General features: G+C 68.1%; 25 protein-coding genes and 1 pseudogene. 7 read left to right on the top strand and 19 right to left on the bottom strand.

Annotated elements, in window-relative coordinates:
- Positions 1-154: 154 nt before the first annotated feature.
- The gene (locus F5544_RS16095) at positions 155-859 is read right to left on the bottom strand and encodes a TIGR02234 family membrane protein (RefSeq protein ID WP_238847270.1); all 705 of its coding nucleotides are present in this window, start codon (positions 857-859) and stop codon (positions 155-157) included.
- Positions 852-2,396, bottom strand: a complete 1,545-nt coding sequence (locus F5544_RS16090; RefSeq protein WP_167473943.1) for an anthranilate synthase component I — start codon at positions 2,394-2,396, stop codon at positions 852-854. Before F5544_RS16090 ends, F5544_RS16095 begins: the two co-directional genes overlap by 8 nt.
- A 255-nt stretch (positions 2,397-2,651) precedes the next feature.
- On the opposite strand from F5544_RS16090, the gene F5544_RS16085 reads away from it, so the two are divergent.
- From F5544_RS16085 to F5544_RS16070, 4 genes are all read left to right on the top strand, one after another.
- The gene (locus F5544_RS16085) at positions 2,652-2,951 is read left to right on the top strand and encodes a hypothetical protein (RefSeq protein WP_167473942.1); all 300 of its coding nucleotides are present in this window, start codon (positions 2,652-2,654) and stop codon (positions 2,949-2,951) included.
- Between the two features lie 99 nt (positions 2,952-3,050).
- Positions 3,051-3,512 carry a peroxiredoxin gene (locus F5544_RS16080; protein WP_167473941.1) on the top strand — a complete coding sequence of 154 codons (462 nt, stop codon included), beginning with the start codon at positions 3,051-3,053 and terminating at the stop codon, positions 3,510-3,512.
- Positions 3,513-3,566: 54 nt separating this feature from the next.
- Positions 3,567-4,166 (top strand): permease, encoded by a 600-nt coding sequence (locus F5544_RS16075; protein ID WP_174867341.1) that lies wholly within the window; start codon positions 3,567-3,569, stop codon positions 4,164-4,166.
- A gap of 201 nt (positions 4,167-4,367) precedes the next feature.
- Positions 4,368-4,796 (top strand): MarR family winged helix-turn-helix transcriptional regulator, encoded by a 429-nt coding sequence (locus F5544_RS16070; protein ID WP_167473940.1) that lies wholly within the window; start codon positions 4,368-4,370, stop codon positions 4,794-4,796.
- A 6-nt stretch (positions 4,797-4,802) separates the two neighbouring features.
- Here the strand turns inward: F5544_RS16070 and hisI are convergent, their stop codons facing one another.
- The 12 genes from hisI to F5544_RS16010 form a co-directional block, all read right to left on the bottom strand.
- Positions 4,803-5,162 carry a phosphoribosyl-AMP cyclohydrolase gene (gene hisI, locus F5544_RS16065; RefSeq protein WP_167473939.1) on the bottom strand — a complete coding sequence of 120 codons (360 nt, stop codon included), beginning with the start codon at positions 5,160-5,162 and terminating at the stop codon, positions 4,803-4,805.
- A 29-nt stretch (positions 5,163-5,191) separates the two neighbouring features.
- Positions 5,192-6,136, bottom strand: a complete 945-nt coding sequence (locus F5544_RS16060; RefSeq protein ID WP_167473938.1) for a TIGR03564 family F420-dependent LLM class oxidoreductase — start codon at positions 6,134-6,136, stop codon at positions 5,192-5,194.
- Positions 6,137-6,187: 51 nt separating this feature from the next.
- Positions 6,188-6,976 (bottom strand): imidazole glycerol phosphate synthase subunit HisF, encoded by a 789-nt coding sequence (gene hisF, locus F5544_RS16055; protein ID WP_167473937.1) that lies wholly within the window; start codon positions 6,974-6,976, stop codon positions 6,188-6,190.
- A gap of 57 nt (positions 6,977-7,033) precedes the next feature.
- On the bottom strand, positions 7,034-7,855 hold the full coding sequence (locus F5544_RS16050; RefSeq protein WP_167473936.1) for an inositol monophosphatase family protein: 822 nt from the start codon (positions 7,853-7,855) through the stop codon (positions 7,034-7,036).
- A gap of 6 nt (positions 7,856-7,861) precedes the next feature.
- Positions 7,862-8,593, bottom strand: coding sequence for a bifunctional 1-(5-phosphoribosyl)-5-((5-phosphoribosylamino)methylideneamino)imidazole-4-carboxamide isomerase/phosphoribosylanthranilate isomerase PriA (priA, locus tag F5544_RS16045; RefSeq protein ID WP_167473935.1), 732 nt, complete (start codon positions 8,591-8,593; stop codon positions 7,862-7,864).
- A 118-nt stretch (positions 8,594-8,711) separates the two neighbouring features.
- Entirely contained in the window at positions 8,712-9,164 is a 453-nt protein-coding gene (locus F5544_RS16040; protein ID WP_167473934.1) for a MarR family winged helix-turn-helix transcriptional regulator, read from the bottom strand.
- A gap of 92 nt (positions 9,165-9,256) precedes the next feature.
- Positions 9,257-9,892, bottom strand: a complete 636-nt coding sequence (gene hisH, locus F5544_RS16035; protein WP_167473933.1) for an imidazole glycerol phosphate synthase subunit HisH — start codon at positions 9,890-9,892, stop codon at positions 9,257-9,259.
- Positions 9,889-10,503, bottom strand: coding sequence for an imidazoleglycerol-phosphate dehydratase HisB (gene hisB / locus F5544_RS16030; protein WP_167473932.1), 615 nt, complete (start codon positions 10,501-10,503; stop codon positions 9,889-9,891). The genes hisH and hisB overlap by 4 nt, the downstream gene beginning before the upstream one ends.
- Positions 10,504-10,525: 22 nt before the next feature.
- The gene (locus tag F5544_RS16025) at positions 10,526-11,653 is read right to left on the bottom strand and encodes a histidinol-phosphate transaminase (RefSeq protein ID WP_167473931.1); all 1,128 of its coding nucleotides are present in this window, start codon (positions 11,651-11,653) and stop codon (positions 10,526-10,528) included.
- Positions 11,650-12,987, bottom strand: coding sequence for a histidinol dehydrogenase (gene hisD / locus F5544_RS16020; RefSeq protein ID WP_167473930.1), 1,338 nt, complete (start codon positions 12,985-12,987; stop codon positions 11,650-11,652). Before hisD ends, F5544_RS16025 begins: the two co-directional genes overlap by 4 nt.
- A gap of 334 nt (positions 12,988-13,321) precedes the next feature.
- Positions 13,322-13,732, bottom strand: a complete 411-nt coding sequence (locus F5544_RS16015; protein ID WP_167473929.1) for an MmcQ/YjbR family DNA-binding protein — start codon at positions 13,730-13,732, stop codon at positions 13,322-13,324.
- Between the two features lie 54 nt (positions 13,733-13,786).
- Positions 13,787-14,074 (bottom strand): putative quinol monooxygenase, encoded by a 288-nt coding sequence (locus tag F5544_RS16010; RefSeq protein ID WP_167473928.1) that lies wholly within the window; start codon positions 14,072-14,074, stop codon positions 13,787-13,789.
- Between the two features lie 141 nt (positions 14,075-14,215).
- Between F5544_RS16010 and F5544_RS16005 the strand changes: the two are divergent.
- A pseudogene (locus tag F5544_RS16005) lies at positions 14,216-15,126 on the top strand (helix-turn-helix transcriptional regulator).
- Positions 15,127-15,310: 184 nt separating this feature from the next.
- Here F5544_RS16005 and F5544_RS16000 read toward each other — a convergent pair.
- The 5 genes from F5544_RS16000 to F5544_RS15980 form a co-directional block, all read right to left on the bottom strand.
- The gene (locus F5544_RS16000) at positions 15,311-16,981 is read right to left on the bottom strand and encodes a serine/threonine-protein kinase (RefSeq protein ID WP_238847269.1); all 1,671 of its coding nucleotides are present in this window, start codon (positions 16,979-16,981) and stop codon (positions 15,311-15,313) included.
- A gap of 71 nt (positions 16,982-17,052) precedes the next feature.
- Positions 17,053-18,822, bottom strand: coding sequence for a penicillin-binding transpeptidase domain-containing protein (locus F5544_RS15995; protein ID WP_167479239.1), 1,770 nt, complete (start codon positions 18,820-18,822; stop codon positions 17,053-17,055).
- Positions 18,823-18,859: 37 nt separating this feature from the next.
- Positions 18,860-19,741, bottom strand: a complete 882-nt coding sequence (locus tag F5544_RS15990; protein WP_238847268.1) for an arylamine N-acetyltransferase family protein — start codon at positions 19,739-19,741, stop codon at positions 18,860-18,862.
- Positions 19,742-19,783: 42 nt separating this feature from the next.
- A complete protein-coding gene (locus tag F5544_RS15985; RefSeq protein WP_167473927.1) occupies positions 19,784-20,578 on the bottom strand; it encodes a tryptophan 2,3-dioxygenase in 795 nt (264 codons plus the stop codon).
- A 147-nt stretch (positions 20,579-20,725) separates the two neighbouring features.
- Entirely contained in the window at positions 20,726-21,925 is a 1,200-nt protein-coding gene (locus F5544_RS15980; RefSeq protein ID WP_167473926.1) for an MFS transporter, read from the bottom strand.
- A gap of 108 nt (positions 21,926-22,033) precedes the next feature.
- Here F5544_RS15980 and F5544_RS15975 point away from each other — a divergent pair, with 108 nt between their 5' ends.
- The gene (locus F5544_RS15975) at positions 22,034-22,384 is read left to right on the top strand and encodes an ArsR/SmtB family transcription factor (RefSeq protein ID WP_167473925.1); all 351 of its coding nucleotides are present in this window, start codon (positions 22,034-22,036) and stop codon (positions 22,382-22,384) included.
- 13 nt (positions 22,385-22,397) lie between these two features.
- The gene (locus tag F5544_RS15970; RefSeq protein WP_167473924.1) at positions 22,398-23,576 is read left to right on the top strand and encodes a winged helix DNA-binding domain-containing protein; all 1,179 of its coding nucleotides are present in this window, start codon (positions 22,398-22,400) and stop codon (positions 23,574-23,576) included.

The raw sequence follows: 23,576 nt of genomic DNA, 5'->3' as shown, positions 1-23,576 counted from the left end.
CTTGCTGCCTGAGTGTCCCCCCAGGCGCTGTCTCACCGATGTTGACAAAGAATAAATGGCTATCCGTCTCGCTCTGACGGCGGGGTTGTGTTTGCCCGCCTTACCTGCGCGAACGTTGCTCACCGCCGCGACGCGGCGGCCCGAGCCGCACCGGTCAGCGTTCGGCACGATCGCCGTCGCCCGCCGAATCGCCCGATCCCCCATGGGGTTTCGGATCCACACCGGCGTCGTCCGCGGTGGGGTCGGCGCCCGCGTCCAGCGCATCCCACAGCACCCGTTCGGTGACCTCGCCCTGCGTCTGCCCCTTGGCCACCTCCGCGGTGGCGGCGGCGCGACGGAACACCGGGTTGTCGTACTTGCCCGAGAGCCGCGCCGTCTGCTCCGGCATCCTGGCCAGCAACACCGCCGCCGCACCCGCCGCCACCGTCGCGAGCAGCGTCAGCGACGGCGGGAACGGATGGGTCAGCACATCGGTAACCATTGCGCGGCCGGGCAATTCGGCCAGCGCCTTGGCCCGGTCCGCGGTGGCGCCCTTGCCTAGCAGCAGGGCGAATCCGGGCACCGCGGTGACCGCCGCGACCAGACCGATGAGCACGCCGAAGATCCGGCGCAGCCAGCCGCGCGTCGCCAGCACCGCCGCGATGGCGGCGAGCAGGACCAGTGCCAGCGGGGTCAGCGCGCCGAACCAGGTGCCGCCGTTGAGATCGTTGGTGCGCGCGACGGTCAGTCCGTCCTCGGAGTGGATGGTCACCCAGGTCAGCCGGGAGGACAGCCACATCAGCCCGGCGGCCACCGCGAGCAGCAGCACCGGGACCACCGGATAGCGGCGCTTGCCCTGCGCCGCACCGGGCTCACTCACCGTGCGCGCCCTCGGCGTACGCGCGCACCGTTCTGGCCGCCGCGACCGCCTTCAGCACCGCCATGGCCTTGTTGCGCGACTCGTTGTCCTCGTACTCCGGCTGTGAGTCGGCCACGATGCCGCCGCCCGCCTGCACATACGCCACACCGTCTTTCAGCAGTGCGGTGCGGATGGCGATGGCGGTGTCGGCGTCGCCCGCGAAGTCGAGATAGCCGACCACTCCGGCGTAAACACCGCGCCGGGTCGGTTCCAGTTCCTCGATGAGCTCCATCGCGCGTACCTTGGGCGCGCCGGAGAGCGTGCCCGCCGGGAAACAGGCCTTCACGGCGTCCAGCGCGATATTGCCCGGCGCCAGCCTGCCCGACACCGTCGACACCAAATGCATGACGTGGCTGTACCGCTCGACGTGCCGGTATTCGGTGACCCGCACCGTGCCGGGCAGGCAGACCCGGCCCAGATCGTTGCGGCCGAGGTCGACGAGCATCAGATGTTCGGCGTTCTCCTTCTCGTCGGCGAGCAGCGCCTTCTCGAGCAGGAGATCGTCCTCCTCGGTGGCGCCGCGCCACCGGGTGCCCGCGATCGGATGTGTCGTCGCCACACCGTCTTTCACGGTCACCAGCGATTCCGGGCTGGAGCCGACGATGGAGAAGGCGGTGCCGCCGTCACCGTCCGGGACGTGGATCAGGTACATGTACGGACTCGGATTGGACGCCCGCAGCATCCGGTACAGATCGAGCGGATCGCCGTCGTAATCCATTTCGAACCGCTGCGAGAGCACCACCTGGAAGGCCTCGCCCGCCTCGATCTCCTTGACCAGCCGCCGCACCCCGGCGCCGAACTCGTCGGAGGTGCGCCTGCGCCGGAACTCCGGTTCCGGCGTTTCGAATACCGACACCGTCGAAACCGCCGGGGCGGCAAGGGCTTCGGTCATCCGGTCCAGCCGGGCCAGTGCGTCGTCGTATGCCTCGTCGACGTGGTCCGCGGTGCCATTCCAGTTGACCGCGTTGGCGATCAGCGTGATCGCGCCCTCGTGGTGGTCGAAGGCGGCCAGATCGGTGGCGAGCAGCAGCACCATTTCGGGCACGTGCAGATCGTCGACGGTGAGTTCGGGCAGCCGCTCGATCCGGCGCACCGTGTCGTAGCCGAGGTAGCCGACCATGCCGCCGGTCAGCGGGGGCAGACCGGGCAGCCGCTCGGTCCGCAACAGCTGCAGCGTCTCGTGCAGCGCGCGCAGCGGGTCACCGCCGGACGGCGCGTCGACCGGGATATTGCCGAGCCACGCCGCCTCGCCGTTCACCACGGTGAGCGCCGACGGACTGCCCGCGCCGATGAACGACCAGCGGGACCAAGAGCGTCCGTTCTCCGCAGATTCGAAGAGGAAGGTGCCCGCCCGCCCGGCACCCAGCTTGCGATAGGCCGAGAGCGGAGTTTCGGAGTCCGCCAGCACCTTTCGGGTCACCGGGACCACCCGGTGCTCCGCGGCCAGCTGATGGAACTGTTCGCGGGTCGTTGTGGTTGGAGTCGACGCGCCGTGCATTGGCCCATCATCCCAGTACGGTCCGACAGGCTGGGCGGCGCACCCTCCGAGGGTGGTCCGCCGCGCGAGCGGCGATGACCAGGGAGTGTGGCAAACACACCGAGAGTGCGGCAAATCAGGCAGGACCAGGTGAAAACAACTGCTCGGTTCGTACGTGCCCGCACACCGCTGTGTCCGGCGTCACTACACTCGCTCCGTTCGATATCTCCAGTTCCAATTCGCGCGGTACCCACTTACGAGAGGAGTCAACAAACGATGTACCCCTCGCAACCGGTGGCCCCGGAGGGCCCTCGGCACGCCGCCCCAGGCTCGATGCCCCGCATGGTCGGGCTCAGCCAGATGGGCGGCGGCCAGGGCACGACAACGGTCAATGCCCTGGCCTCCTTCGTCACCTATGTGAAGGCACTGGAAGCGTTGGACAAGAACCACTTCCCCGACGAGTACGCCACGCACAGCGACCGGATTCGCGAGCTCAAGCCGTTCCTGCGGGCACACGGGATCCTCGATGTCATGGAGATCAAGAATCCGGAGGTGGCCGCGCTCATCGGTGCGTGAGGGCACCGGGTTGCCGCCGAAGGCGTTCGGCGGCAACCCGATTCGACGACGGCACCGCACGGCCCGGCATTCGCCGCATCCGGGTGTACTGTCCAGTTCATGCAGATAGGTCAGCTCGCCCCCGAATTCGAGCTACCGGATCAGACCGGCACGGTGCGCTCGCTGGACGCGCTGCTCGCGAACGGTCCGCTCGTCCTGTTCTTCTACCCCGCCGCCAACACCCCCGTATGCACCGCCGAGGCTTGTCACTTCCGCGATCTGTCGGGGGAATTCGCCGCGCTCGGCGCGTCCTGTGCCGGGATCAGCACCGACAGCGTCGACACCCAGGCCGGATTCGCCGACAAACAGCGGCTCGGCTACCCGGTGCTCTCCGATGCCGACGGGAAGGTGGCCGCGGCATTCGGCGTCAAGCGCGGCCTGCTGGGCAGGTTGGCTCCGGTCAAGCGGCAGACCTTCGTCATCGGCGCCGACCGGAAAATCCTGAAGATCATCACCGGCGAACTGCGCGCCAATGTGCACGCCGATGAGGCGCTGACCTTCCTGCGCGAGCGCGCCGCCTGAAAACGCGCCGCCGATAGCATCGTTTCGGCTGGTCAGCAGCCTACGCTGGAAGCCATGACCGACAGTTACGCAGAACCGAAATCGTTCTGGGCCCGCTGGCGTGCGCGCATCGTCGGGGGTCTGGCATTCGTCGCAGTGCTGTTCGTTGCCTATTTCATCCTGGCCGCCTTCATCCCGCGATGGTGGGCTCAACGCGTCGGCGATCTGGTCGGCAAGAGCTTCGGCAAGGGCATCGCGTGGGGTCTCGCGTACGGCGGATTGGGCACGGCCATCACGCTTTTCCTGCTGCTGTTCGCGGTTCTGATCTGGCGGCGGCGGGCGGGCAAGGTGCTGGCGGGCGCGGCCGGGGTGATCGCGATACTCGCCGCGATACCCAATCTGATGACGCTCACCATCGTGCTCGGCACCGGCAGCGCGTCCCAGGCCGGTAAGCGGATCATGGATGTGGAGGCGCCCGCGTTCCGTGGCGCCTCGCTCGCCGGTGCGATCGCCGCCGCGGTGCTGTTCCTGCTCACCGCCTTCCTGGTGATCCGGCGACGCTGGCGCAAACGTCGTGCCGGGAAGCGGGTCGCACCGCCGCCCGCGCAGGTCGCCGCTCCCGCACCGGTCGCCGACAGCGGTGACACGGAGGCGACACGCCAGGCAGGTATGTGAGTGACCTCACGTCAGCCAGCAACTCCATGACGGTCGAGCGAAGCCGTGGCAAACTCGTCTCCACGGGTGACAGTGAATATGCATTCCAATAACCGCTAGGCGGACGACCAAAACCACGTCACTTGGCTTGAAAGAGGGCACACAGTGACGAAATGGCTCGACCCCATCGAACAACGAGCTTGGCGCGCGATCGTGGCGCTGATGACACGTCTACCAGGCGCTTTGGATACCCAATTACAGCGCGAATCCGGGGTCACCCATTTCGAGTACTGGGTACTCACCCTGCTGTCCGAGGAGCCGGGACACCGGTTGCAGATGAGTGACCTGGCCCACAAGGCAAATGCATCGCTATCACGACTGTCGCATGTCGTTTCGAAATTGGAGCGGATGGGCTGGGCGCAGCGCACCGCGACCACCGGACGCCGCGGCGTCCAGGCGGTGCTCACCGACGACGGCTATCTGAAGGTGGTCGAGGCGGCGCCCGGCTATCTGGAGGCGGTGCGCCGCTTGGTGTTCGACGGTCTGGACGCCGGCCAGAAGCAGAAGCTGGCCGACCTCAGCGAGCTGCTCACCGCGCAACTGGCCGACGCGCTCGCCGAGGACAGCAGGGAAAACCGCGGACGAACCTGAAATCCCTTATTGCACAGCGGGATTCAGGTCGGCCAGCAGTACGTCGGTGTCGAAGCAGGTGTGCGTGCCGGTGTGGCAGGCCGCGCCCTCCTGGTCGACGACGAGCAGGACGGTGTCGCCGTCGCAGTCCAACCGCACCTCGTGCACGTACTGGGTGTGCCCGGAGGTCTCGCCCTTCACCCAATATTCCTGACGCGAACGCGAATAGTAGGTCGCCTTACGGGTTTCCAGCGTCCGGGCCAGCGCCTCGTCGTCCATCCACGCGACCATCAGCACCGCACCGGTGCCGCGTTCCTGTGCGACGGCGGCGACCAGGCCCGCGTCATTGCGCTTGAGCCGGGTGGCGATGGCGGGGTCCAAAGTCATAGCTCTTTATAACAACAACGCCGCACGGACTATGCCCGAGGTTTGCTGTTCAGTTCGCCGAGCAGTCGCCAAGTCCGCAACCGGTCGGCATCACCATTCAGGTCGGTGCTGGCGACGATGACGTCGGTGGCGCCCGCGTCGAAGAATTCCGCGATGCGCGCCGCGACGGTTTCCTCGTCACCGATCACCGCGAGCTCCGCGGCGCGCCGCACGCCGGACAATTCGATCACCCGCCGGTAGGACGGGACCTCGTCGTAGAAGGCCATGGACTGCTCGGCCTGTGCGCGGGCCGCCTCGACATCCGAGGTCACCACGGCGGTGACCATGACGGCGATGCGCGGCCGGGGACGGCCCGCCCGCTCGGCGGCGGCATTGATCGGTTCGACGATATGCTTCGCCAGCACCTGTGGACCGATCAGATACGGCAGGGTGCCGTCGGCGAGTTCACCGGCGACACGCAACGCCTGCGGTCCCATCGCGGCGACCAGCACCGGAACCCGCGGCCGCGCGCCCGCCACATCGGCCGGGAAAGGCGGTGCGGCGGTGAGGATTTCGCCGTGCAGGTCGGCGGTGCCGGTCTCCAGCAGCTGTTGCAGCGCGGTCAGGAATTCGCGCAGGTAGGCGATCGGGCGATCGAATGTGATGCCGAAGGCCGATTCGGCCGCGGCCCGCCCGCCGGTTCCGACGCCGAGGGTGAACCGGCCGTGCGCGGTGGCCTGCGCGGTCTGCGCCTGGCCCGCGACGACGAGCGGATGCCGTCCCCCGATCGGCACCACCGAGGTACCCACCTCCAGCTCGGGCAGCTCACGACCGACGGTACCGGCCACCGCGATGCTGTCCTGGCCGAACAACTGACCGAACCAAACCGAGCTCAGTCCGGCGGCGACGGCCTCCCGCCCGAATGCGACGGCGGCGTCGACGGCGTTATCGGAGTTGTTGAGGGTGAAGGGGGACAACGCGATTCCGATGGTCATCCCTGATGTAACCGCGTCGATCCGATGACATTCCCGCCGGGCCGATTCCCGCTAGCGGACGACTATGCCCTCCGCGCGCATCGCGTTCTTCACCTCACCGATCGTCATATCGCCGAAGTGGAAGACGCTCGCCGCCAGCACCGCGTCGGCACCCGCGTGCACGGCGGGCGCGAAATGTTCGACCGCGCCCGCGCCGCCGCTCGCGATCACCGGCACCGTCACCGCGGCGCGCACGGCGCGGATCATCGGCAGATCGAAACCCGCCTTGGTGCCGTCGGCGTCCATCGAGTTCAGCAGGATCTCGCCGACACCCAATTCCGCACCGCGCACGGCCCATTCGACTGCATCGATCCCGGTACCGCGCTTACCGCCGTGCGTGGTGACCTCCCAGCCCGACGGCGTATCGGGCTGCCCGTCGGGCACCGTGCGCGCGTCCACCGAGAGCACGATGCACTGCGAGCCGAACCGCTCCGACATCTCGCGCAAAACCTCGGGCCTGGCGATCGCGGCGGTATTCACCGAAACCTTGTCCGCGCCCGCGCGCAGCAGCCGGTCCACATCCTCGACCGTGCGCACGCCGCCGCCGACGGTGAGCGGAATGAAAATCTGTTCCGCCGTACGGGTCACCACATCGATCATGGTGCCCCGGTCGCCGGTGGACGCGGTGACGTCGAGGAAGGTCAGCTCGTCGGCGCCCTGCGCGTCGTAGGCGGCCGCCAGTTCCACGGGATCGCCCGCGTCACGGAGGTTTTCGAAGTTGACGCCCTTGACCACCCGGCCCGCGTCGACGTCGAGGCACGGAATCACCCGCACTGCCAGTGTTTGATTTGCCGCGTTCATGGTCCCTCCGTGGTTACGCAAGCTGCCGCCTCCGGGCCTGACATTCACGCGGCGGTGTCATTCGTCGTTCCTCAAATCTTCCTCTGCGACCGTGCAGATCAGCTCGAGCAGTTCTTCGTGCACCCCGGGCGCGGCGGCGAGCACCGAACCGGAGGTGATGGTCCACGGCTCACCGGACAGGTCGGTGACAACGCCGCCCGCGGCCCGCACCAGCGCGACACCGGCGGCGTTATCCCACGGGTGATGGCCGAAAACGACTGCGCCACCGAGCACTCCGGACGCGGTGAAGGCCAGATCGATTCCGGTCGACCCGTGCATGCGCACTCGGGAGGACAGCCTGCTCAGCGGGCCGAGCAGGTCGAAGCGGAACTGTCCGGGGATGCGGCCCTTGGAATCGACGTTGAAGGTGCCGAATCCGATCATCGCCTCGGCCAGTTTGCCGCGCGGCAGCGGCGGCAGCGCCTGCCCGTCCAGCAGCACCGGACCGCCGCGCACCGCGGCGTATCTGCGGTCGAGCATGGGCAGCCAGGTCAGCCCGAGCACCGGTTCGCCGTCGCGCACCAGCGCCAGCAGCATGCCCGAAAGCGGGTGTCCCTGTGAGTAATTGAAGGTTCCGTCGATCGGGTCGAGCACCCACGCGGTGCCCGCGGTGAGCTGCGGCCCGCCGAATTCCTCACCGTGCACCTCGATTCCGGTGCGCCGGGCCAGTTCCTCGGAGACGGTGCGCTCCAACTCCAGATCGAATTCGGTGGCGAAGTCGTTGCGGCCCTTGGTCACCGCGCTAGGTGCGCCGACACCCTCGAGGAAACGCGGGCGCACCGCGTCGAGGACTTCGCTCGCGACGGCGAGCAGCGCCGGTAGTTCGGAAGCCGCAGTCATCGACGTTCAGCGCACCGCGGCCAGCGCATCGGGCAGCGTGAAACGGCCCGCGTACAAGGCTTTTCCGACGATCGAGCCCTCGACGCCGTCGGGCACCAGCTCGGCGATCGCGACCAGGTCGGCGATCGTCGAGACGCCGCCCGAGGCGATGACCGGCGCGTCGGTGGCCGCGCACACCTCGCGCAGCAGGTCCAGGTTCGGACCGGTCAGGGTGCCGTCCTTGGTGACGTCGGTGACCACGTACCGCGAGCAGCCGTCGCGCTCCAGGCGTTCGAGCACCTCCCACAGGTCGCCGCCGTCGCTGACCCAGCCGCGGCCGCGCAGTCGGTGCTCACCGTCCACGATGCGCACATCGAGCCCGACCGCGATGCGCTCGCCGTACTCGCCGATGGCGCGGGCGCACCACTGCGGATCCTCCAGCGCCGCGGTGCCGAGGTTCACCCTGGCGCAGCCGGTGGCCAGCGCGGCCTTCAACGTTTCGTCGTCCCGGATACCGCCGGACAGTTCGACCTTGACGTCGAGTTCGCCGACCACCTCGGCCAGCAGATCCCGGTTCGAGCCGCGACCGAACGCCGCGTCCAGGTCCACCAGATGCACCCATTCGGCGCCGGCTTCCTGCCAGGCCAGCGCGGCTTCGCGCGGGGAGCCGTAGCTGGTTTCGCTACCCGCCTCCCCTTGCACGAGGCGCACGGCCTCTCCATTGGCGACATCGACAGCCGGTAGCAGCACAAGACTCACGACTGTTCAGCTTAGTCGGCCGCCTCGCGCGTCCCACCTCCGGCCTGCGGAAATGCCGGATGCGGGCCGCCGGGTGAAGATCAGGAGCTCGCGGACCGTGATCACGGCGGAATCGAACTCAGCCGCGGGAATGATCATCGAGGATGCGGACCAGCAGCCGGACGAGTTGGGCGCGCTCCTCCTGGTTCAGCGCGGCGAGCAGTTCGTCCTGCGCGCCCTGCAGATGCTGATCCATCTCGGTCAGGTGCTCCGTGCCCGCCCGAGTGATGGTGACGATATTGCGGCGGCGGTCGGTCGGGTCCGGGCTGCGTTCGATATAGCCGCGCACGGCCAGATCGTTCAGCACGGCCACCACATCGCTGCGATCGATGCGGGTGTGCCTGCCGAGATCGGCCTGGCTGGCCGGTCCGAATTCACCGAGCGTGGCCAGGATCGCGTAGTGGTACCGCCGCGAACCGGTGGCGTCCAGCGCCCGGTCGGTCGCCCGATTCGCCACGATGGCAACCTGATTCACCAGCCGAGTGGGCAGCGCGCGCAGCCTGCCCGCCGCACCCTCCTGCGCGATCTCCATGCGCACCAATGTATCAAGAAGGTTGTTGGTGTTACCCGCAATCAAGACAGGTCATGGCGAATCCGCGCGGGATCAGATCGTAGCGGGGCGGCTCAGATCGATTCGATCCAATTGCGCAGCAACTGGGCTCCGGCGTTGCCGGATTTCTCCGGGTGGAATTGGGTGGCGGAGAGGGCTCCGTTTTCGACGGCGGCGAGGAACGGGACGCCGTGTTCGGTCCAGGTGAGTTTGGGGTTGGCGAAGTGTTCGCTGGGTGGGAGGTCCCAGGTTTGGGCGGCGTAGGAGTGCACGAAATAGAAGCGGGTGTCGGCGGGGAGTCCGGCGAACAGGACGCTGTCGGACGGCGCGGACACCGTATTCCAGCCCATATGCGGCAGCACCGGGGCGGAGAGGCGCTCCACCACGCCGGGCCATTCGGCACAGCCCTCGGTTTCCACCCCGAATTCGACGCCGCGTTCGAACAGGATCTGCATGCCGACGCAGATACCGAGCACCGGACGCCCACCGGCCAGGCGCTGACCGATGATGCGCTCGCCCCGCACTTTTCGCAGTCCGGCCATGCAGGCCGCGTAGGCGCCGACGCCGGGTACCACCAGGCCGTCGGCGGCCAGGGCCGCGGTCGCGTCCGCGGTGACCTCGACCTGAGCGCCCGCCCGGACCAGCGCGCGCTCGGCCGAGTGCAGATTGCCCGAACCGTAGTCGAGCAGGACGACGGATTTCGTTGTCACAGTGCGCCCTTCGTCGACGGGATACCGCTGACTCGCGGGTCGAGTTCCACCGCGGCACGCAAAGCCCTTGCCACCGCCTTGAATTCGGCCTCGGTGACGTGGTGCTGGTCGCGGCCGTACAGCACGCGCACATGCAGGGCGATGCGCGCGTTCAACGCGATCGATTCGAAGACGTGGCGGTTGAGCACCGTGGAATACGGTGCGCCGGGCCCGGATCCGGGGATCACCGCGTGCAGCAGGTGATCCGGTTCGCCGGTGTGCACGCAGTAGGGACGTCCGGAGACGTCGACCACCGCATGCGCCAAGGTCTCGTCCATCGGGATGTACGCGTCGCCGAAGCGGCGGATACCGCTCTTGTCCCCCAACGCCTGTCCGAGCGCCTGCCCGAGCACGATGGCGGTGTCCTCCACCGTGTGGTGCGCCTCGATATCGATATCGCCCTCGGCTCGCACCGTGAGATCGAAGCTCGCGTGCGCGCCGAGCGCGGTCAGCATGTGGTCGTAGAACGGGACGCCGGTGGCGATCTCGGTGCGCCCGGTGCCGTCGAGGTCCAGTTCGACGACGATATTCGATTCCTTGGTGACGCGCTCCACCCGCGCGGTACGGCTCATATCTATTCCTCCACAGGCGGATTCATCGAACGGTCAGGTCGGTGGCGGCGAGTGTGCCGCTCACCCGCAGGAATTCGTCGTTCTCCGCGGCCAGCCCGATGGTGGCGCGCAGAAAGCCGGGAATGCCGACGTCGCGGATCAGCACGCCGCCGTCCAGGTAGTGCTGCCACGCCTGCGCCGCATCGGTGAAGCGGCCGAACAGCAGGAAGTTCGCATCACTCGGAATCACCTCGAAACCCAAGGCGCGCAACGCTTCCGCCACCCGGTCCCGCTGCCGCGCCAATTCCGCGACGCTGGCGAGGGTTTCGTCGGCGTGCCGCAGCGCGGCCCTGGCGGCGGCCTGGGTGACCACCGACAGGTGATAGGGCAACCGCACCAGCAGCAGCGCATCGATCACGGCGGGCGCGGCGGCCAGATAGCCGAGCCGTCCGCCGGCGAAGGCGAACGCCTTGCTCATGGTGCGGGTGACCACCAGCTTGGCCGGATAGCGATCGATCAGGCCGATGGCGCTCGGCACACCGGAGAATTCGGCATATGCCTCGTCGACGATGACGATGCCGGGCGCGGCCGCGAGGATCCGTTCCAGTTCGTCCAGCGAAATGCTGTGGCCCGTCGGATTGTTCGGGCTGGTGACGAACACCACATCGGGGCGGCGTTCGGCGATGACGGCCACCGCGTAGTCGATGTCGAGGGAGAAGTCGGCGCCGCGCTCGGCCTCGATCCATTCGGTGTCGATGCCCTCGGAAATGATCGGGTGCATCGAATACGACGGCACGAAACCCAGTGCACTGCGGCCGGTCCCGCCGAATGCCTGCAGCAGCTGCTGCAGAATCTCGTTGGAGCCGTTGGCCGCCCAGACATTGGCCGCGTCCAAGGTGACGCCGGTCTGGCGGGTGAGGTACGCGGCCAGGTCGGTGCGCAGCGCGACGGCGTCGCGATCCGGATAGCGGTGCAGGTCGGCGGCGGCGGTCCGGATGGATTCGGCGACGTCGTCGATGAGCGCCCGGCTCGGCGGGTGCGGATTCTCGTTGGTGTTCAACTGCACCGGAACCGTCAATTGCGGTGCGCCGTACGGCTTTTTGCCGCGCAGGTTGTCGCGCAGCGGTAGGTCGTCGAGCGTGATGCCCGAGCCGGGAACGGTGAGTGTCATGCGAGGGCCTCGAATCGCGCGGTCACGGCCTGGCCGTGCGCGGGCAGATCTTCCGCGTTCGCGAGCGCGACCACATGCCCGGCAACATCTTTCAGCGCCGCCTCGGTGTATTCGACGACGTGGATGCCGCGCAGGAAGGTCTGCACGCTCAAACCCGAAGAGTGCCTGGCACATCCGGCGGTGGGCAGCACGTGGTTGGAGCCCGCGCAGTAGTCGCCCAGGCTCACCGGCGCGTACGCGCCGACGAAAACCGCACCGGCACTGCGCACCCGGGCCGCGACGGCCGCCGCATCGGCGGTCTGGATCTCCAGGTGTTCGGCCGCGTAGGCGTTCACCACGCGCAGCCCCTGCTCGATATCGTCCACCAGCACGGTGCCGGACTGTTTGCCGGACAACGCCTCTCGCACCCGGTGCGCGTGCTTGACCACGGCCAGTTGGATATTCAGCGCGGCATCGACCGCATCCGCCAATTCCGCGCTGTCGGTGACCAATACGCTGGCGGCCAGCACATCGTGTTCGGCCTGGCTGATCAGGTCGGCCGCGACGTGCACCGGATCGGCGGTGGCGTCGGCCAGAATCGCGATCTCGGTGGGGCCTGCCTCGGCATCGATGCCGACCAGCCCGCGGCACAGCCGCTTGGCCGCGGTGACATAGATATTGCCGGGCCCGGTGATCAGATCCACCGGCTCCAACTGCGTCCCGTCGGTGTCGACGCCGCCGTAGGACAGCAGCGCGACGGCCTGCGCGCCGCCCACCGCCCAGACCTCCTCGACGCCGAGCAACCGCGCGGCCGCCAGAATCGTCGGATGCGGCAGCCCGCCGAATTGCGCCTGCGGCGGCGAGGCCACCACCAGCGAGCCGACGCCAGCGGTCTGCGCGGGCACCACGTTCATCACCACGCTCGACGGGTACACGGCGTTACCGCCCGGCACATACAGCCCGACGCGTTCCACCGGCACCCAGCGCTCGGTCACCGTGCCGCCCGGCACCACCTCGGTGGTCTTATCGGTGCGGCGCTGATCCGCGTGCACTTTGCGGGCCCGCGCGATCGACTCCTCCAGCGCCGCGCGCACCGCCGGATCCAGTTGCGTCAGCGCCGCTTCCAGCTCCGCCGCGGGCACCCGCACCGAGGGCGGGACCACCCCGTCGAACCGCTCGCCGAACTCCAGCGCCGCGGCCGCGCCGCGCTCACGCACCGCCTCCACCACCGGACGCACCTGATGCAGCACCGAGTCGACGTCGACTCCCCCGCGCGGCAGCGCGGCGCGCAGCTCGGCAACGGAGGGAGTGCGACCGCGCAGATCGACGCGGGCGAGCTCGATGCGGGATGTCATGTGGTCCACGATCCTTGTCTACTGGCGTTACGACGCCGAACGGTCGGTTTTTGCCGCTCGGTTCCGGTACCAGAGTATCGGGCGGGTGCCAGGGGTTATCCGGTGCGGGTGGTGGACGGTGCGTTCGTTGAACGTCGCCGTCTCGACCGATGGGCCGAACTTGCCACGTCGAACGACCCGGAAAACCGCTGGCGATCCGGCCTGGAGACGAGCATCTTCTTCGGGCGAACCGGAAAGTCCGACTTCGCGACAGCCGATTTCTTCATATACCGCCGTCCGGAGGCCCGGGACCAAGATCTTCGAGCCGACAACGATTGCGGGACCTGTACCGAAATTATTCTCCGGAATGCTCGGCCAGCCAGCGCGCCGCCAATCGTTTCGGCGCACGGCACAACCATCCATCGGTGATGATTTCGGATAGTTCGTCCCGGCTGATCCGATGTAACTCGGACAACCGCACCAACACCGACGCATGCCCGTCGAAATGCGGTGTCGTGAAAAACGGACCGTCTCCGTCCACCAACGCCCGCTTCTCGTGTTCATCCGGTACGAAGAAACACACGACGTCCGTCAGCCGCTCACCGGTCTCCGGATCGACCGCGTCCGGCCGCGCACCGCGAAAGAATACGAACGACTTCCGCTTCACCTGATATACCGGCAGATCCCCCGCATGGGTCAGCCGAGTCACCTCGGGCAGTGACATGGCGATGTCGTGGATATCCTGCTCGACCGCCGGGGTTTCCATGGCAACGAGGGTATGTCGACGGGGCCGCCCGCACCACGGACGACCCCGTCGCCATCAGGCCGCGACCAGCTTCCTGAGCACGAACGGTTCGGCGAGGATCCGCTCCAGCACCTCCGCCACATGGGCGAAATGTGCGGTGGCGAAATGTTCGTCCAGCGCCGCCTCGCTCGTCCATTCCTCGACGAGAACCATGTGCGCCGCGTCATTGGGATCGATATATGGCTGGTACGCCAGGCAACCCGCCTCGGACAGCGTCGGTTCGATCATGGCCTCCAACGCGGTGCGCAGGCGGTCCTCCTGGCCGGTTGCGGCGCGGAATTCGGCGACGACGTGCAGGGTCATTGGTGACAGCTCCCTATCTGCCGGAACCGTTCCGGCGGTGATCACTACATTCGGCGCTCTCGAGCGTGGTGAACAGCGCCGCGTAAGCCTGGGCACGGCACGACCAGGATCCGGATCGGCGGCTCCCGGATACTGGTGATCATGAGTTTGGATCGTCGCGCCGAATTGGGGGAATTCCTGCGGTCCCGTCGGGCTCGCCTGAGCCCGAAGGAGGTCGGCCTGCCCGAACACGGGGCCCGCCGCCGGGTGCCGGGTCTGCGCCGGGAGGAACTGGCGATGCTGGCCGGGGTGAGCGTCGACCACTATGTGCGGCTGGAACAGGGCCGCACCATGCATTTCTCCGAATCGGTGCTGGACGCGGTGGCGCAGGCGCTGCGCTTGAATCCCACTGAGCGCGAACACTTCTACCGTCTGGCCCGGCCGTGGTCCGGCGCCGAACCCGAGTCCGAACAGCGGGTGCGGCCCGGGCTGCGCCGTTTGCTCGACACGGCCGCCGACGTCCCCGCCTATATCGTCGGCCGCGGCACGAACGTGCTGGCCTGGAATGCGTTGGCGGCCGCGATCATCACCGATTTCGGCGCGCTGCCACCGCGTGAACGCAATCTGGCCAGACTCGTCTTCTTGGACGAGGGGATGCGTGAGCTGTACGAGGACTGGCCCGCGAAGGCCGCCGACGTGGTCGCATATCTGCGCCTCGATTCGGCCCGCAATCCGGGCGACGCCGGAATCGCTTCGCTCATCGAGGAATTGAGCGACCGCTCCCCGAGTTCCGCACCCTGTGGGCCAGACACGAACTCAAGGACAAGACGCACGGCCGCTACACCTACCGCCACCCGGTGGTCGGCCGACTCGACCTCGGCTACGAAACCCTGCGCCTCCCAGACGATCCCGACCAGGCGCTCATCATGCACACCACCGAACCCGGTTCCGCCACCGAAACCGCCCTGCACCTACTGACCACCCTCACCGAAACCACGGCCCACACCGCCGACTGGACCGGAATCCGAGTGCCGCACAATGAGTTACGAATCCGCGGTACATCCGACGGATAAGCCGACGCTCGAGGAAGCGCGGCGATACGCCCGCGCAGCCCATCGGGCCAGCGGGTGTCGTTATCGATCAGCAGGTGTCCGCCCGAACAGCTGATCCGCGTCGCCCGTTGGCTCGTCGCCTCCGCTGTCCTCGACGGCACCTACGCGTCACCGCTGACCGACAACGCGGCGAGCCAGGTGATCGTCAGACGCGGGTGTCGGTGTCGATGAGCAACTTGCCGTTACTCGCCTTGACGAATCGCAGCACCACGGACTTGGTCTGCCCGTTTTCGTAGGTCACGCTGGCGACCCGGATCTCCACCGAACCATCGGAATTGGTACTGCCGCTGCTGTTCACCGGCGTGATGGTGTTGAAGGTGTTCACCTGGTTCTGCTTCCAGTACGTCAGGAATGCCTGCTGGCTGCCGTAAACCTGTTGGGCGGCGGGCGTCAGCTGATTCCAGGCGTTACTGGGATCGGATTCGGTCAACGTGTCGTAGAAGCGCTTGGTGTCGTCGATCGCCTGCCGCGTATCCGCCGAACCGACGCTCTTGGTATCGCCGACGGCGGCCTTGGTGGTCGGGCTGACCGAACCGCCTGCCGAGGTGGCGGGCACTCCGGCCTGCACGGTCGGCGTGCTACCGCCGCCGCTGTTCAGCGACGCGACCGCGATGGCGATCGCCGCGACGACGGCGCCGACCAGCGAGCCGATCAGTACCGCCTTGCGCTTGCCGCCCGATTTGGGGGCGGGTGCGGGGCGGTGGTGGGTTTGGGTTTTGGGGTGGGACGCGGCCTGGGGGTGCGTCGCGGTGTTCGGGTGCGCGGTGCCGTTGCGTCGCGGCGGGCGAGGTGGCGCGACGGGTAGCGGACGCGAAATCCGTTCGGTCTGGCCGTTGTTCGCCGCGGCGGAGGGGCGCAGGGTGCGGGTGGCGCCGTGCGCCGCGCCGGGCAGCTGGCGCGTGAATGCCTCACTGGCGGGCACGAATCCGGCCGCGGCGGGCACCGGGCCCGCGTCGGCGAGTGCGGCCAGATAGTCGCGGGCGGCCCGCATGGTCGGCCGATCCTGCGGTTCCGGGCTGAGCAGCTGCAGCAGGAAATCCGTTGCGGGACCGGCATTCCTGGGCTCGGTGACCTGACCGTTGGCGGCCGCGTACAGCACGGCGAGCGGATTGGCGTTGGCGCCGTAGGGCGGTTCGCCCTCGAGCGCGTGAAACAGCGTGGCGCCCAACGAGAACACGTCGGAGGCCGGGCTCGGATCGGCGCCGCGCGCACATTCCGGCGCGAGATAGGCGGCGGTGCCGCAGATCAGGCCGGTCTCGGTGAGCGTGACATCGCCGGTGGCCCTGGAGATGCCGAAGTCGGTGATCTTGACCGTGCCGTGATCGTCGAGCAGCACATTGCCCGGCTTCACGTCGCGGTGCACGATGCCCGCCTGATGGGCGGCGATGAGCGCCGAGGCGACCTGTTCGCCGATCCGGCCGACCTGGGTGAGCGGCAGCGTGCCCTGGGCGGATAGCACCATGGCCAGGCTGCGCGACTTGAGGTACTCCATGACCAGGCACGGATCGCCGTCGTGCTCGGTGATGTCGAACACCACGATGGCGTTCGGATGCTGGAATCGCGCCGCGTTGCGCGCCTCGCGGATGGCCCGCTGGCGCAACACGTCGCGCTCCCCCTCGGGGAGACTGGCTTTGACGTGGATCTGCTTGACCGCCACCGAGCGCTGCAGGCGTTCGTCGACGGCACGCCAAACAACGCCTGTGCCGCCGCTACCAATCCGCTCGACCAGGCGGTAATGCTCCGCGATCAACTGACCGGTATCGATGGCGCCTACTCCGAACCTTCTCGAAATCGTGACATCCCGCGTGTTGACCACATGCGTGGTCCGCGAACGAGTGTAGCGGGCCTCAGCGCATCCTCCACGCCGGATCCGGCGTGGCGCGTTTTCTAGCGTGGCGCACGCAACATTCGCCCAGCGGCGGCCACCGCCGGAGTCGACGATCCGGCGTCGCTGATGAAGACGGCGAAGGCGAGATCGCCGTCGATCCCGACGAACCAGCCGTGCGCGTGCTTGTCATCGATGTACTCGGCGGTGCCGGTCTTCCCCAAAATCCCTGGGATATCCCGCAATGCGGTGGCGGTGCCGTCGGTGACGGTTTCGCGCATCATCGGCTTGATCTGTTCGGGAATGTTCGCGGGCAGCGGCGCCGGTGCGCGGTCCGGCTTACCCGGCTGCCCGGCCACCACTGTCGGCGTCGGCACCGAGCCGCGCGCGATGGACGCGGCGACCAACGCCATCCCGAAGGGTGTCGCCGTCACCTGGCCTTGACCGATTCCGGCCTCGACACGCTGGGCGGCGGTGTCGGCGGTCGGCACCTTGCCGGTGACGGTGGTGAGGCCCGGCGTGACGTAGTCGATGCCGAGACCCAACTGAGCGGCCGCTTTGGTGAGACCGTCCGGCGGCAGCTGCACGGCCAGCTTGCCCATGGTCGTATTGCACGAGCGGGCGAACGCGGTGTGCAGCGGGACCTGTCCCAAATCGAAGTTGTTGTCGTTCGGGATGGTGCGGCCCTCGATATTCGCCTTGCCGGGGCAGCCGACGGTGGAATTCGGTGTCACGATGCCCGCCTGCAGTGCGGCCGATACGGTGATCGTCTTGAATGTCGAACCCGGCGGGTAGAGCCCGGTCAGCGCGATCGGGCCCTTGTCGTCCGCCGCCGCGTTCTGCGCCATGGCCAGCACATTTCCGGTGGATGGTTGCAGCGCGACGATCGCGGCGGGCTGGTCGATCGACGCGAGCGCGGCCTTGGCGGCCCGCTGTAGACCGCTGTCCAGCGTGGTGGTGATGTCGGGCGTCGGTTGGGCGTCCGCGCCCGCGATGCGAACGGTGCTGCCGTCGGCGGTTTTCGCGCGCACCGCCCAGCCCGCGGCGGCGTTCATCTCCTGCTGCCACAGATCGGACAGTCCGGACAGCGTCTGCGAGGCCACCGATTTATCGGGCAACAACCGGGTCTGCGGTGCCAGGGTGACGCCCTGGATGGCCGCGAGCCGGTCCCGGATCGGTCCGATATCCGATTCCCTGAGCGTGATCACGGTGGCCGGTTTCCCTTGCGCCCCAGCGATATCCGACTGCACCGAGGCCGCGGTGACATCCGAGGAGATCGGCGCGAGCAGTGCGGCGACGGCCGCGGTGTCGGTGCCCGGCGCCACATTCACCAGGGTGACCACCTGCTGGGACAGCAGTTCACCGCCGGCGGAATCGAGGACGCGCGCGGGCTTCGCGGGATAGGCCGGGCCGTAGCTCAGCGGCCCCTGGTCGAGTCCGGGCGCGACGGTGACCGGATTCCAGCGCACCTTCCAGCCGTTCTTGTCGGCGGCGGCGCCCGAGGTGGTGTATGTCCACTGCTGCTTGCCGTCCTGCCCGAGCTTCCAGGCGGCCGACAACGTGAACGCGCCATCCTTCCCGATCTCGCGGACCTCGAATTTCACATCTTTACCGAGGCCGTCGTAGAGCGGGCCGAGCACGCCCGCCGCGGTCTTCGGATCGTCGGTGAGCGCCGCAGCGCCCGCGACGTCGTCGCGGGTCAGCGCGTCGGCGAACTGCTGGGCGACGGTCTTGGGCTGATCCGGCCCCGACGACGAACAGCCGGGCAGCACCAGCGCGGCGGCCGCGAATACGGTCACGATGCGAATACGGTTGCGCACGCGCTCGACCATACCCACGGGGCGTCCGGCGCCCGCGATCATTATTCCCTCATTTTGGGATCAGCCAGCGCTGCGTCAATGCGGCGACATCGGTCGCGTCGAGTTCGATATCGAACAACTCGTTCACGATTTTCGGCAGGTCGGCGGGGTCGATGGTCGTCGATTCGGCGCTGCCGTCCGGGAATCGGGTTGTCAGGGTGGTGCCGTCGACGACGACATGCCGGTCGGGGTGGAAGCGCTGCGCGTATGGCCGGGTGGTGAACGGCGAGCGCGGCGAGGTGGACACATAATGGTTGCCGACCGCGTAATCGATCGGGTACTGCGGCGTGGTGGTGAACGTATAGCGCACGATCCAGCCGTCCTCCCCGAATTGGTGCAGCAACCAAAAGTCTTCGCCCAGTTCGCCTTTCGTCAATTCCAGCCGGAACCGCCAATCGCCCGAGCGGAATTCGCGGATATCGTCGCAGAGCTGATACGGCTCCAGCGGCCCGGAGCCGAATCCGACGTCGCACAGCCAGATCCGGTCGTCGTCGGCGGTGGTGACCCGCAACAGCGCGTGGGTGGCCGGGCGCGGTGCGCCGAGCGCCCCCATGACCACCCGGCCGACGAATCCGGTGACGCCGAAGCCGAGCCGCTCCAGCACGGCCGCGAACAGCGTGACGTGCTCGTAGCAGTAACCGCCCCGGCGGCGGCGGATCAGCTTGTCCTGCACCGTCTCCAGGTCCAGCGGGATACCGCGGCCGAGGATGATCTCGAAATTCTCGAACGGGATCGTCGTGGTGTGCCTGCGGTGTAGTTCGCGCAGGGTGCGCACGGTCGGCAGACGCTCACCGGTGTAGCCGATCCGGGCCAGGTACGCGTCGAGATCCACCTCCGCACCGCTCCAGTGGTAGCCGGGTGTGCTCATATCTCCCCTATCGTCGCCGTCCATCGAGTCAACCGCGGATGCCGCGGCCGTTGTTCCGGCGCGCGGTCACATCCGGGTTCGGACCGCCCAGAGCTCGGGGAAGAAGCGGTGGTCGCGGATCCGGCGCAGCCAGTCGAGCCCCGCGGTGCCCCCGGTGCCGGGTTTGGCGCCGAGCATGCGCTCGACCACGAGCAGGTGGGTCGAGCGCCAGTGCGCGAACTGGTATGCCACCTCCAGCAGCGCCTCGGCCAGCGCATACTGCTCCGGGTAGCGGTTCGGGTCCCGGTAGACCGCCAGCCAGACCTCCTCCACCGCGGGCTCGAGCGCCGGCCGGCTCGGTGTCGGCAGTGCGCCGAATGTCCGGCCCAGGTAGGCGATCACCTCGTCGTCCAGGCTCGGTTCGGCGACCTCGCGGGCGAGTATCGGCGCCAATGGGCCGAATTGCCGGATGTAGGCCAGACTTTCGTCGTCCTTATTACCCAGGATGAATTCCAGCGCGCGGTACATGAACGACTGGTTGCCGGAGGCGCTGCCGAGCACATGCCGGAATCCGAGGAATTCGGATGCCGACATGCCGTTGAGGTAATCCCAGGACGACTGGAGCACCCGCTGCACCCGGCTCACCCTCGCCAACGCGCGGCAGGCCTGCGCACAATCGTTGGCGCGCAACCGATTCCGTGCCTCGTCCAGATCGACGTATGCCATCCGGAACAGCAGCTCCTTCACCTGGGTGATCAGGATGAACTGCATCTCCAGCGGGGAATCGGTGGTGGGATGCTGCATTTCGTGCAGGGCATCCAGTTGGGAATAGCTCACATAGGGCGCCGTGCCATAGGGGCAGCCGAATTCCGTCGTGCTCATCGGATTCCCACTCGCCGCTCGACGAATATCACTGATCTGCACCGCATTTCGTCACGCTCCTAGCCGCGGCCAGCCCGATTCATCGGATGTATCGGGAAGCATGGCAGATCGAAGACAGGCCCGCCACCGGCGCGAATAATCATCGGGTCATTTCGACCGGCGCGTCGCGACGAAACCGGCGCCCGCCAGCGCCGCGACGCCGACCACGCCGCCGAAGACGGTCGCGGCCGCGGGCAAACCGATTGCGTCACCGAGGAATCCGGTCGCCAGCGGCAGCGCTGCGGCCGGCACGTATCCGCCGATGTTCTGCGCCGCGTTCGCCTCGGCCAGCCGGTCCCCCGGCACCGCGGCACTGATCGCGGTCAGCCCGCCCAGCTGTCCCATCCCCTGCCCGACGCCCGCGAGCACGGCCGCCACCGCGAACAGCGCCACCGAGCCCGCCTGCAGCGCGAGCACCAGCGCGGCCATCGCGGCCACCGCGGCCGCCGCGCCGCCGAGCAGGATGACGCGCACCGGGAAGCGCCGTACCGCGAACTGAATTCCGGTGGCGCCCAGGAACATCACGAAGGCCAGCGCGCCCGCGACCACTCGATCGGCGACCCCGAGACGCGCCAGCACCGATGGGCCGAGGGAGAGGACGAAGGAGGTCGCGGTGATGCCCGGCGCGAACACCGCGATACCGAGCAGCACGGGCGTGCGCCCCTGCGCGGGCACTGCGGGAATGCGGATCCAGGCGCCGCGCCCACCGGCCCCCTTCGCCAGCGGCAGCCGGGCAACCACCGCGAAAGCCGAGATCAGCAGCGCAATTTCGAACAGGAAGACGGTCGTGGTCGGCCACGGCAGCCGCTGCGAGAACAGCCCGGCGAGCAGTGGGCCGGAGCCGGCGCCGAGCACCATCGCCGAGGAGGCGGCAAGTGCGGCAAGCGGTTTGCGCGCCGGACCGCCGACATCGGTCACCGCGGCCATACCCGCCGACACCGTCGCGCCCACCGCTATGCCGGTCAGCAGTCGCGCAAGCGCCAATACCGCAACGGAATTCGCGGTGGCGAACAGCACGCAGGCCAGGACCGCGAGACCGATCGCGGGCAGCAGCACCGGTTTACGGCCGATCCGGTCCGAAAGCACGCCCGCCACCAGCAGCGCGCCGAGCAGGCCGACGATGTAGCAGGCGAAGATCGCGGTCAGCACACCGGAGGAGAAACCCATATCGCGCTGCCACACGACGTACAGCGGGGTCGCCGCATTGGACAGCACGAACACCGCGAGCACCGGCCACGCGGACAGCCAGATCAGGCCGCGCCGGGCCGGCAGGTCCACCGCGGACGGGCGGGCCAGGGTCGTCGTCATTCCATCCTCCACAAGTTCGAATTTTCTCGTACTAGTACGACAGGATTCGAACTGTAGCACCTTGTACGATAGAAGTCGTACAAGAAGTTCACGAATTCAGGAGACGCGATGCCCGCCACCGCCGCCCAGGACCGCACGGCCGGCCGCCCGCTGCCCGAGCCCGCGCGCGCCGACCTGCGGCTCGAACACATCATGGGCGCGCTGAGCGATCCGCTGCGGATGGCCATGGTGCGGCGCCTGCTGCTCGAATCTCCCGACGCCGACCGCACCTGCGGCTGGTTCGGCATCGACCGGCCGAAATCCACCATGACGCACCACTTCAAGGTGTTGCGCGAGGCGGGCGTCACCAGGCAGCAGCAGTACGGCCTGGAACGGCGCAGCCGGGTGCGCATCGAGGATCTCGACGCACGATTTCCGGGCCTGCTGGATTTGATTCGCGCCTGGGAACCCGCCGACTGACTACGATTCGCCTATGCGTTCGATTGATGCGGCCGAGCGCCGCGCCCGGCTGGCCATCCGGCACCGGCTCACCGCCGCGACCAGGACCGACTCGGTGACCGATATCGCCGCATCGCTGGTCGCGCTGCACGCCACCGACCCGGCCACCGTGCACCTGTCGGTCGCCGCGCGCAGCCGCGCGCTCGAACCGGGCCACGTCGAGAAGGCGCTCTACGACGACCGCACGCTGCTGCGCATGCTCGCCATGCGGCGCACCATGTTCGTCGTCCCGACGGATTCGGTGCCGGTGCTGCAGGCCTCGTGCGCGAATGCGTTGGCGGACAAGCAACGCCGGGTATACGGGCGCTACCTCGCGGAGGCGGGTGTCGTCAGCGGCGATATTTCCGCCTGGCTGGCCGAGGTCGAGGCGGAGACCCATCAGGCGCTGCTGGCCCGCGGCTCGGCGACCGGCGCCCAGCTGAGCAAGGACGTGCCGCGGCTGCGCACGCAGGTGAATACCGCACCGGGCAAGGCTTATTCGCGCCCGACGAGCATTACCACCTGGGTGCTGGTCATCCTCGGCGTCGAGGGCCGCATCGTGCGCGGCAGACCCAACGGCACCTGGGCCAGCAGCCAATACACCTGGGCGCCGATCGAATCATGGCTGCCGCAAGGGGTTGCGCGGCTCGGCGCGGCGGAGGCAAGGACCGAGCTGGTCCGGCGGTGGCTGGACGCATTCGGTCCGGCGCCGATCTCCGATATCAAATGGTGGACCGGCTGGACGCTCGGCGAGGTTCGTCAGGCACTCGCCGGAATCGACACGGCGACAGTCGATCTCGACGGCGACACCGGGGTGCTACTGGCCGACGACCTGGAACCGGTCGCCCCGCCGGATCCCTGGGTCGCGCTGCTGCCCGCCCTCGACCCGACGCCGATGGGCTGGCAATCCCGCGATTGGTTCCTCGGCCCGCACGGCCCGCAGCTCTTCGACCGCAACGGCAATGTCGGCCCCACCATCTGGTCCGACGGCCGTATCGTCGGCGGCTGGGCGCAGCGGCCCGACGGCGAAATCGTCTACCGGCTGCTGGAAGATGTCGGCGCCGAAGCGAAAACGATGATCGAAGCCGAGGCCGAGCGAATGGCCGCCTGGTACGGCGACATCCGCGCCATCCCGCGCTTCCGCACCCCGCTGGAGCGGGAACTCACCGCCTGA

This window comes from Nocardia arthritidis, assembly GCF_011801145.1.
In the GTDB taxonomy this organism is placed as follows: domain Bacteria; phylum Actinomycetota; class Actinomycetes; order Mycobacteriales; family Mycobacteriaceae; genus Nocardia; species Nocardia arthritidis_A.
Note: the sequence above shows the minus strand (reverse complement) of the source record. Positions and strands in the feature narration are given on the sequence as shown.